Raw genomic sequence first — 10,576 nt, 5'->3', positions numbered from 1 at the left:
AGAGGTAGTATCTATCGGTCAATATACTTCATGAGTTATTTTGCCATCGGTCTACTCTCGATCCTTTTCACTTTATGCTTACTAAATTAAACATTGTAAACATAGGAGCTATCGGATCCAGCAATGGGCCTTTTGCTCATAGCCCTAGCACATCAAAAAACAGCGGCACTTTGTTTTGTTCGTTAGGGGTTAGTGAAAGGCTTTTGCAAACATGAAGCACAAAACTCACTGCGTTTAAGGTTTGGTAATGCTAGTTGTTTTGGTATGCACCTGTTTTTTTGATTGGGCCGGCCCTTGGTCCCGATTGCTATCGGGAGACGGGCGTAATCGGTAAAACCTGGGTTTTATTAGCGCAAGTTAGCATAATGCCTTAAAAAACATCTCGGAGAAACGCTCAACTCAAAACTATTTACTTGGCGCTATACCGGAAAACTAATAAACCATTGACTAATGAACAACTGAACTAAATAGTCCAGCTTTCACATTTTTCCAGAAAAAACTCATCCGCTTCTGCGCCGATGCCGATTTCTTCGGGAACATCAAGAAAATAACCGTTATAAGTAAGGCCGCCAACAACCGGATCAACCAGGTGGCCTAACAATGCGGTATCTAAATCAAAAAATTCCACGTTAGGACTGGCCAATGCGAAATGCAGGTTGGCGCTCAATGCAATCCGGCTTTCGAGCATGCTGCCAATCATACATTTTACACCATGTTTTAAGGCTTCTTCATGTATTTTCTGCGCTTCGAGTATACCGCCAGATTTAGAGAATTTAATGTTTAAATAAGTGGTAGATTGGCTATTAATCAGTTTTCGGGCATCGTGGTGGTTATAACAGCTTTCATCGGCCATCAGTTTAATTGGCGAATTTACATTCAGCTCGGGTAGTTGATCATCATACCAGGTACGCATAGGTTGTTCGCAAAACTCGATATGGTATTTTTCCAGTTCGCCCAAAGCAAATAAAGCATCATCAAAACTCCAGCCTTGGTTAGCATCCAGACGCAAAATCAAATCTTCGCCCACGGCCTCGCGGATCTGTTTTACCCTTTCTATATCATCATGCACTTTTTTGCCGAGCTTAATTTTTAAGATCCGGCAACCCTGACTTTTATATTTCAAAGCCGTAGTGGCCATGCCCTCCGGTGTATCAATGCCAATGGTCATATCGGTTTCAATGGTGCGTTTGGTTCCACCAAGAAATTTATACAGGGGTAAGTTTGCATTTTTTGCTGTAATATCGAATAATGCCATATCGAAAGCACTTTTAATGGTGTTGTTATGGTCTGCATAACCCAATAAATCGTTCATTCGCTCTGGGATATCCAGGGGATCTTTACCTTTTAAAATAGCCGCGAAATCTTTGGCCATGGCAATGCAGGTTTCCTGCGTTTCACCCACAATCATCGGGAAGGCAGAGCATTCGCCAATGCCATGGATACCCGTATCAGTAAAAATGCGGATCAACACATTCTGTGCAAAATGCATGGTTCCGGTTGCAATCACAAAGGGCTCCATCGGGATGCTAAAGCGGTATATTTCGGTGTGGGTAATTTTCATGGTTTTTAAGGTTGAAGGCTGAAGGTGTAAGGTTAAAGGTATAGGGTGGAAGGTTGAGGGTTTGCGAAACGGGATAAAAGCCGATAATGAGTCCAACTCAATTCTTGACGCATTGCGTACCGAATTGGAAATGCAGAATAAAATGATCGCATATTATTCAAATTTCTTTCATCAAAGCCTTTCCCAAACTCCAATGTTAATTGGTTTGAAAGATTTTTTAATGTTGCTTTCCCATAATCTGCGCGTAATTTTCCCTGCTGCTCATTTTCAACAATAAGCTTTCCGATTTGCCAATAAGATCCGAGTAATGCAGCGTTCGCTGCACGAAATACTCTTAAGCGAGATTGATTAATGATCTCTTTTATGGCATTAAATAAATCATTTTTGCTCAATTCCATTCATCGTGTTGATTTTCAACTAAAGTATAAAAACAAAACTAAATCGGAACAGGTTTGTAGATTATTAATAGATTTACGCCTCCAATTAATTCCATTTTCCCGCTTACATTTTACATTTCAAGCCATGTCAGATACGAATAATTTAATCCACGCCTCATCACCTTATTTGCTGCAACATGCCCATAACCCGGTTAATTGGTATGAGTGGGGTACGGAGGCATTAGAAAAAGCTAAAGCCGAAAACAAATTGATTTTGGTGAGTATTGGTTATTCGGCCTGCCATTGGTGCCATGTAATGGAGCGAGAAAGTTTCGAAAACCATGAGGTTGCAGAAGTGATGAACCGGCATTTTGTATGCATTAAAGTGGATCGGGAGGAACGCCCGGATATTGACCAGATTTATATGTACGCCATCCAACTCATGACCGGTAGCGGCGGCTGGCCTTTAAACTGCATCTGTTTGCCCGATCAGCGCCCGATTTATGGCGGAACTTATTTTAGAAAAAACGACTGGATTAATATTCTGGAGAATGTGGCTGCACTCTGGGCTAATGAACCTGATAAAGCTATCCAATATGCGGAAAGGTTAACTTCAGGGATCAAAGACAGTGAAAAAATAATCCCAGCGCTTGAAACAGAAGAATACACTAATGATCATCTGACGGAAATTATCGAGCCCTGGAAACGCCATTTCGATATTGGTTATGGAGGTTATAACCGTGCACCGAAATTTCCTTTACCTAATAATTGGGTGTTTTTATTGCGTTATGGCTTTTTAAAAGATGACGAATCTGTTTTTACAGCGGTTTGCCATACACTCGAAGAAATGAGCAGGGGAGGAATTTATGATCAGATTGGGGGTGGCTTTGCCCGCTATTCGGTTGATGATAAATGGCATGTACCGCATTTCGAAAAGATGCTCTATGATAATGCGCAGCTGATCAGTTTATATGCCGAAGCCTATCAATGCACCAAATTCGATTCTTTTAAACAGACTGTTGTAGAAACCATTAATTGGGTGTTTGACGAGATGACTTCTGCTGATGGCTTGTTCTATTCGGCATTGGATGCAGATAGCGAAGGAGTAGAAGGAAAGTTCTATGTTTGGGATAAAGCAGAATTTGACCAGGTGTTGGGAGAAGATGCCCAATTGATCGGCGCTTATTATAATATTACCGAAGAGGGTAATTGGGAAGAGGAACAGACCAACATTTTACGCAAAACTATCAGCGATGACGACCTACTTGCTAAATTTGATATAGATGCAGCGCAACTGTATGATAAAGTGAACTCGGCCAAATCAAAATTAATGGCTGTGCGTAGCGAAAGAGTTAGGCCAGGTTTGGACGATAAATGTTTAACCGCCTGGAATGGGTTGATGATTAAAGCATTGGCCGATGCTGCAGCCGTATTAAATCACCAAGCCTATCACGAAAAGGCCTCCACTGCAGCCAATTTTATTCTAGGTAATTTAAAGACTGAAAATGGTGGCTTATACCGGAATTATAAAAACGGAAAAGCCTCTATTACGGGGTTCCTGGATGATTATGCTTTTTTTATAGAAGCTTTAATAGCCCTTTATGAAGCTGATTTTGATGAAAAATGGTTAGAAGAAGCAAAAGCATTGACTGATTATGTGATGGCTAATTTTACGGATGCAGATTCACCGATGTTTTTTTATACCTCTGCAGAAAGCGAAGATTTAATTGCCCGTAAACATGAAGTGATGGATAATGTAATCCCGGCTTCGAACTCTGCCATGGCCCAGAACTTAAAAAAACTAGGGCTACTTTTTGATATGGAAGAATATACTGAAAAAGCCTCTCAAATGCTTGCTGCGGTTCAGCCGAAGATTAAGAGTTATGGCTCTGCTTACTCCAACTGGGCCATTCAATTATTGAATGAAATTTACGGCATAAATGAAATTGCCATTACCGGATTAGAAAGCGACGTGGTGAAATTGGAATTAAGCGGGCATTATATTCCTAACAAAATTACATTGGGCGGAACAAAAAGTAACTTACCGCTGTTAAAAGGTAAGCAAAGCAATGAAACAAAAGTTTATATTTGCCGAAATAAAGTATGCCAGTTGCCGGTTAACACTGTTGAGGAAGCATTATTGTATGTACAATAAATAAATTTAAATGAATATTTCACCAAACTCTGTAGTAGCGTTAACTTACGAATTACATACTACTAACGAAGAAGGACAACAAGTTTTTGTAGAAAAAGCTGACGAACAAAATCCTTTAGTATTTTTATATGGCGTTGGCATGATGTTGCCTAAATTTGAAGAGCATTTAACTGGTTTAAAAACTGGTGATGAATATTCATTTGAACTATCTGCAGCAGATGGTTATGGTGATATTGATCCTGGTGCTTTTGCCGATCTGCCAAAAACCATGTTTACCGAAGCTGGTGGCGAATTACCAAATGTTGGTGATGTAATTCCATTGCAAGATAACAATGGTAACCAGTTTAGAGCAGGTGTTACTGCAGTGCATGATGAAACCATTTCAGTAGATTTAAACCACCCTATGGCTGGTAAAAACCTGGTATTTAGTGGTGAAATTTTAAATGTACGTGAGGCTACTCAAGATGAATTGGCTCATGGCCATGCGCACGGTGCTGATGGTCATTCAGGTCACTAAGAAATCAATATAAAACGATTTTAAAGAAGTCAGGTTTTGAAGGGCAAATTGCTGTTTAAACCTGACTTCTTTTGTGAATACGCATTTTAATCCTGAAAAACCTCTTCCAAAACAAGTTTAAGGCTGGGTATTAGGGATGTGGTTACCTCTTCACCCTCTGTAAGCATTTTGGTCGGCTGAAACTTACCGTTTTCATCAAGGATGTACCTGAAAAATGTTTTGTGCGCAGGGCTTACAATCCAATATTCTTTTACACCTGCTTCTTCGTAAACCTCGTATTTATTAATTAGTTCCTTTTTGTTATTTCCAGGAGATAAAATCTCGACCACGATATCCGGCGCGCCAATACATCCACGTTTATCGAGCTTAGTCTGATCGCAAACTACCACTAGATCGGGTTGTACTACGGTGAAAACTTCCTTATCATCTACACTTTTCTTTGCTAAACGTACATCAAATGGTGCAGTATAAACACGACAATTTTTACCTTTGAGCGCATTATAAATTGGTCCAAAAATATTGCCTGAAATACCCTGGTGTATTCGGGAAGGGGCAGGACTCATTTTAAACAACTGTCCTTTAATAATTTCTAAGCGTTCTTCAAATTCGAAACGCATATAATCTGCATAGCTGTATAAAGCAGAAAAATCGACCTCATTAAGTGTTTTAATAGGAGGTAGTTCATCTTCGCTCGGGTAGGGATTGATATTTTTCATATATTAATCTTTAAATACCTCATCCAATACCAGTTTTAAGCCAGGAATAATTTTGGTGGTTACCTCTTCGCCTTCAGTAAGCAGTTTTGTCGGTTGAAACTTGCCGTTATCATCGAGGATATACCTGAAAAATGTTTTGTGTGTAGGGCTTACAATCCAGTATTCTTTAACGCCTGCTTCTTCATAAACTTCATATTTATTAATCAGTTCTTTTTTATTGTTGCCCGGTGATAAAATTTCGATAACAATATCCGGGGCACCAATACAACCACGCTTATCCAGTTTAGTCTGATCGCAAACCACTACAATATCGGGTTGCACAACAGTGAAAACTTCTCTGTCATCCTGCGATTTCTTAGCTAAACGGACATCAAAAGGCGCTGAATATACTTCGCATTGATAGCCATTTAATGCATTGTAGATAGGGTTAAAAATTCTTCCGGATATTTTTTGATGAATCCTGGAAGGAGCAGGGCTCATCTCGAAAATGTAACCTTTGATAATTTCTAAACGCTCTTCAAATTCGAAGCGCATGTAATCTGCATAACTATACGTAGCAGAAAAATCTATCTCGTTAAGGGTTTTAACGGAAGGCAGCTCATCTTCAGTTGGGTAGGGTTTGATATTTTTCATATATAAGGCGTTTAACCAAATATACTAAATATCTTAGTTTTTTAGAAATCGATTTTTAACCGCAGTCCACCATTGGTAAGGTTAAGGTTTTCTTTAGAGAAAGTTTTCATAGGCAACCTTAAAAAAGGTTCGATGGCAATATTATTCTTTTTAGAGATTTTTTGCTTGTAGCCCAAAGAGAAGTTGTAGAATCCGATATATTTATCAGGATCTATGCTTGCTTCGGGTTGTGGCTCAACCTTTTTTTCTTGTACAATCAAGGTTTTAGAATCGGCATAACCATTTACTGCGGGAGCAGAGAAACTTTGAACCTGATTAACAATATAACTGTTCTGCTGCGAGTTGTTTAAAACAGCAAGGGCAGAAACCCCAACATTGGTGTAAAGTTTATCGCTAATGTTATATTTTAATTCTAAAGGCACATTAATTCCACGCACTTTGGCATCAACTGAAGCTAAATTTTTACCCGATAAGCTTTGTGGCGCAGTAGCGTTTAATGATTCTGTTGTGCTGATGGATGCATAAGATACGCCGGAGCTTATTGATAATTTATTGGCGATGGCATATGATAAAGAAAACCCATAATTCATGGTTACTTTATTATCGTTACCCATAGCCGGGGCAACATATACATCTGGTTGCCATTTGGCGTTGCCAGTCGCTTTATCGGTAGGTTTTTGCTGATTTACGTAGCTATCATGAGCCAACAGTTTCTCAAAATCCGTTGTTGTGTTAATGGGTTGAGGTTTTTTCTTTTCCGTTAAAATGTCGAACTGTTTTGATTTTAAACTGGAAAGATTTATTTCAGATAGTTTATTGTCGAGTAGATTATGATTAACCGGATTTAAAGCTGCAGCAGTATTTAAAAACGAATAATTGTTTTGCTGTTCTGTTACAGATTCTGCAACTCCTGCAGTTTGAGTTGGGCGACCAGAAGTTAAATTAGTTGAAGGTTTAATATTGTCGTTTAATTGCTCCGTATCATTTTTAGCATGAAGATTAGTGTTTGTATTACCACTAATAGCAGGATTGCTTTTTATTTTAGGCTTAGTTATGGCAAGGTTTTCTTTCTGAGCGGTATGGTTTAAAGTAAAAATTGCACCTGCAACAATAAAAATTAAGGCAGCAGCAGCCCATAAAGGCCAGTATGCTATGCTTCTTTTCTTATTTTTTTTCTCCGAAAAGCGCTCCCAGGCACCATTAGGATAAGCTTCCTCATGGTTTTGGAGTTGCGCCGTAATATGCTCAATTAATTCCTTATCCATTTTTTTCGTATGAATTAACCATGGTATTTAGGTAAAGGGTACGTAACTTATTTTTAGAACGGGTGAGGTAAACACGACTGGAACTTTCAGGAATGTTTAACATCTTCGAAATTTCATCGTGGGCAAAGCCCTCAATTTCATATAAATTAAATACCAGTCGCTGTGTATCTGGTAAGTGGTTTAGTAAATTCAAAATATCGTTGACATGTAGTTCAGAGGCAACAGACACCTGCGTGACCGGATGTTCGCTTTCTGCTAAATCATCAACATAAAACTGAACTTTAGTACTCCGGATTTTGTCTATCGCTGTCCGCGATGCAATCTGGGCAATCCAACCTTTAAACGATCGTTGTAATTCTTCCGGATTTTTGGGTGCCTTAAAACCGCCAACATGTTTGAAAATCTTGATAAAACTATCATTTACCAGCTCTTCACTATCCGAAGGGTTTTTGGTATACCTTAAAATTATGCCCATTAAATAGCCATAAAATGATTTATACATCATTTCTTTGCAGCTATTGTCGTTTTTTACACAGCCTTTTAAAATTTCCTCAAAACTGAGTATTTTTTTTATCACCCTTGTAAAGGACTATTTATTAAAGGTTTATCATGATTGCTTGATGGCAAATTTAAGAAAATAACACCACCCAATTCGGGCGGTGTCAATTTTCGTTTTCACAGGTAGAGAGAAAAATGTTTTATTTGTTCGTCATCACTGATAAACCAACTCCGGTACTATCGGTTTTGCTTGATAAGCCTTTGGCCCAGATGGTATATATTTTACCTTTTTCAATTTTAACAGCCGGCAAGCTAACTTTAATGGCTCCGCCCTGTTTTAATTGAAAAGTATAACTGTCATTTGGTGCAATATTGCTAAATGTGGTAAACTCTTTAAATGCTTTTGCCGTAAACAATGGTGCATCTGTACCTGCAACCGCCAAATCAAATGGTGCAGAACCCGGGCTTAAGTTTACAAAACGAACTTTAGCTTTATCGGTTTCAGGCGCTTTTAAATCATCCTCAAGGATTAAAAGTTTGGTCGATTTTAACGTATCCACTACGAAAACCGAATAAAACGATCCCGATTTTAACGCAGCCTGAGCTGTAGTTAAATATTTTAAAGTGTCTTTTTTAGCAACACCAACTAATCTAACGCCAGGGTATGCTGCATAATAGCCAAGGTCTTTATTGTAGGTAAAGCTGTTTATTTTTTGGTTATCCAAAATAAAATCAAGTGTACCTGTTCCTGGCGATGCATGTACAAAGCCAATACCGGCAGCTTCTATCGGATCGTTGTTAAAATCCTTTTTGCAGGCCGTTATCGTTAAAGTTATTGCAAGGAGAGAGAGTATAATTTTTGTCGTAGTGCTAAAATTTTTCAAATCCGTTTTCATTTTAATGTTTTAAATCAATTGCTGAACAAAACTGGTTAATGGCCATTAACGCTTTTTTCTTGTAAAACGAGTAAAGGAATGAAAACGCTACATCTGGTTTAAATTTTTATAAAAGAAAAGCCACATGGGGTACATGTGGCTCTAAAATAATATGCTAAGCTTAAAATTAAGCGTACATTTCTTCTCTTAATTTCGCAACATCGCTGTTATTGATGTATTCATCATAAGTCATCAATTTATCAATAGTACCTTTTGGTGTAATTTCGATAATGCGGTTAGCAACGGTTTCTGTTAACTGGTGATCTCGTGAGGTAAACAATATGGTACCTTTAAAATCTTTCATGCCATTGTTCAATGCTTCAATCGATTCCAGATCCAGGTGATTCGTTGGCTCATCAAACATTAACAGATTAGCCTGTTGTAACATCATTCTGGAGAACATACAGCGCATTTTCTCACCACCAGAGAGCACTTTTACATTTTTAAGCACCTCTTCGCCAGAGAATAACATACGGCCTAAAAAGCTACGCACAAATTGCTCATCGGCATCAGTACCAGAGTACTCGCGTAACCAATCAACCAGATTTTCATCTTTACCATCAAAATATTCAGAATTATCATTTGGGATATCTGCTGTACTGATGGTAACGCCCCATTTAAATTCTCCTTTATGATCGGTATCTCTGCCAGTTAAAACATCATAAAATGCGGCAGTAGCTAAACTATTCTGAGATAATATGGCAATTTTATCGCCCTTGTTCACCATAAAGGTAACTTTATCGAACAACACGCCCTCATTTCCATTTTTCCCAAGATTTTCTACCTGTAAAATCTGGTCGCCGGCCTCACGACCGGTATTATTAAATATAATGGCCGGATATTTTCTGCTGGAAGCTTTAATTTCGGTAATATCAATTTTATCTAAAGCTTTCTTACGGGAAGTTGCCTGCTTTGATTTAGACGCATTCGCACTAAACCTTCGGATAAATTCCTGAAGTTCCTTCACCTTATCTTCCATTTTCTTATTCTGGTCGCTGCGCTGTTTTAACGCCAACTGACTCGATTCGTACCAGAAAGTATAGTTACCGGTGTAAATACTCATTTTAGCGAAATCGATATCTACGATATGGGTACAAACGGCATCTAAAAAGTGCCTGTCGTGCGATACAACCAACACAATATTCTGATAATCAGCCAGAAAGTTCTCTAACCAGGCAATGGTTTCGATGTCCAAATCGTTGGTAGGCTCATCCAGTAACAAAATATCGGGATTACCGAAAAGGGCCTGTGCCAATAATACACGTACTTTTTGTGTATTATCCAGTTCCTTTAACAATTTATAGTGATTATCTTCGGTAATGCCCAGGTTGCTCAACATCGTTGCCGCGTTGCTTTCCATGTTCCAGCCATCCATTTCTGCAAAAAGATTTTCAAGTTCTCCGGCACGTTCACCATCTTTCTCAGAGAAATCTTCTTTCATATAAATGGCATCTTTTTCTTTCATGATGGCATAAAGTTCTTTATGACCGATCATTACGGTCTCCAGTACCGAAAATTCATCAAATTCGTAGTGATTTTGTTTTAAAACCGCCATTCTTTCACCTGGGGTAAAAGCTACGCTACCAGAGGTTTGATTCACTTCTCCTGATAAAATTTTAAGAAAAGTAGATTTACCTGCGCCGTTAGCCCCAATTACACCGTAGCAATTGCCTTGAGTAAATTTTAGGTTAACATCTTCAAATAATGTGCGTTTGCCGTACCGTAATGATAAATTAGAAACTGAAATCATGCTATAATTGAAATAAGCCGCAAAGATACGCAAAAAGGTTGAGGGAAGGAAAGTGTTTAATGGTTTGATTGTTTTATTGTTGAAAGGTTTGGTGGTTGGAATTTAAGAGTTGGAAGGTGCTTGAATGTTTATGATAGAAGCGTTTGAAGGATTTGGAAATGAAGGGCCA

10 protein-coding genes are annotated in these 10,576 nt (G+C 38.5%); 2 read left to right on the top strand and 8 right to left on the bottom strand.

Annotation, left to right across the window (positions count from 1 at the left end):
- Positions 1 to 463: 463 nt before the first annotated feature.
- Complete coding sequence (locus tag BLR60_RS23835) at positions 464 to 1,561, bottom strand: mandelate racemase/muconate lactonizing enzyme family protein (RefSeq protein ID WP_090504869.1); 1,098 nt, start codon at positions 1,559 to 1,561, stop codon at positions 464 to 466.
- A 32-nt stretch (positions 1,562 to 1,593) separates the two neighbouring features.
- A complete protein-coding gene (locus BLR60_RS23830) occupies positions 1,594 to 1,959 on the bottom strand; it encodes a DUF1016 N-terminal domain-containing protein (protein ID WP_090504866.1) in 366 nt (121 codons plus the stop codon).
- A gap of 124 nt (positions 1,960 to 2,083) precedes the next feature.
- On the opposite strand from BLR60_RS23830, the gene BLR60_RS23825 reads away from it, so the two are divergent.
- Both BLR60_RS23825 and BLR60_RS23820 read left to right on the top strand, forming a co-directional pair.
- Positions 2,084 to 4,093, top strand: a complete 2,010-nt coding sequence (locus BLR60_RS23825) for a thioredoxin domain-containing protein (protein ID WP_090504863.1) — start codon at positions 2,084 to 2,086, stop codon at positions 4,091 to 4,093.
- Between the two features lie 10 nt (positions 4,094 to 4,103).
- On the top strand, positions 4,104 to 4,610 hold the full coding sequence (locus BLR60_RS23820; protein WP_090504860.1) for an FKBP-type peptidyl-prolyl cis-trans isomerase: 507 nt from the start codon (positions 4,104 to 4,106) through the stop codon (positions 4,608 to 4,610).
- 86 nt (positions 4,611 to 4,696) lie between these two features.
- Here the strand turns inward: BLR60_RS23820 and BLR60_RS23815 are convergent, their stop codons facing one another.
- The 6 genes from BLR60_RS23815 to BLR60_RS23790 form a co-directional block, all read right to left on the bottom strand.
- Positions 4,697 to 5,326, bottom strand: a complete 630-nt coding sequence (locus BLR60_RS23815) for a Uma2 family endonuclease (RefSeq protein WP_090504857.1) — start codon at positions 5,324 to 5,326, stop codon at positions 4,697 to 4,699.
- A gap of 3 nt (positions 5,327 to 5,329) precedes the next feature.
- Complete coding sequence (locus tag BLR60_RS23810; RefSeq protein WP_090504855.1) at positions 5,330 to 5,959, bottom strand: Uma2 family endonuclease; 630 nt, start codon at positions 5,957 to 5,959, stop codon at positions 5,330 to 5,332.
- 41 nt (positions 5,960 to 6,000) lie between these two features.
- Positions 6,001 to 7,224, bottom strand: coding sequence for an outer membrane beta-barrel protein (locus tag BLR60_RS23805; RefSeq protein WP_090504852.1), 1,224 nt, complete (start codon positions 7,222 to 7,224; stop codon positions 6,001 to 6,003).
- Positions 7,217 to 7,801, bottom strand: a complete 585-nt coding sequence (locus BLR60_RS23800) for an RNA polymerase sigma factor (protein WP_090504850.1) — start codon at positions 7,799 to 7,801, stop codon at positions 7,217 to 7,219. Before BLR60_RS23800 ends, BLR60_RS23805 begins: the two co-directional genes overlap by 8 nt.
- A 121-nt stretch (positions 7,802 to 7,922) precedes the next feature.
- Positions 7,923 to 8,618, bottom strand: a complete 696-nt coding sequence (locus BLR60_RS23795) for a DUF4397 domain-containing protein (RefSeq protein WP_090504844.1) — start codon at positions 8,616 to 8,618, stop codon at positions 7,923 to 7,925.
- 166 nt (positions 8,619 to 8,784) lie between these two features.
- On the bottom strand, positions 8,785 to 10,407 hold the full coding sequence (locus BLR60_RS23790; RefSeq protein ID WP_090504841.1) for an ABC-F family ATP-binding cassette domain-containing protein: 1,623 nt from the start codon (positions 10,405 to 10,407) through the stop codon (positions 8,785 to 8,787).
- Positions 10,408 to 10,576: the final 169 nt, after the last annotated feature.

Origin of the sequence: Pedobacter terrae, from assembly GCF_900100705.1 — a bacterium.
In the GTDB taxonomy this organism is placed as follows: Bacteria; Bacteroidota; Bacteroidia; order Sphingobacteriales; family Sphingobacteriaceae; genus Pedobacter; species Pedobacter terrae.
Note: the sequence above shows the minus strand (reverse complement) of the source record. Positions and strands in the feature narration are given on the sequence as shown.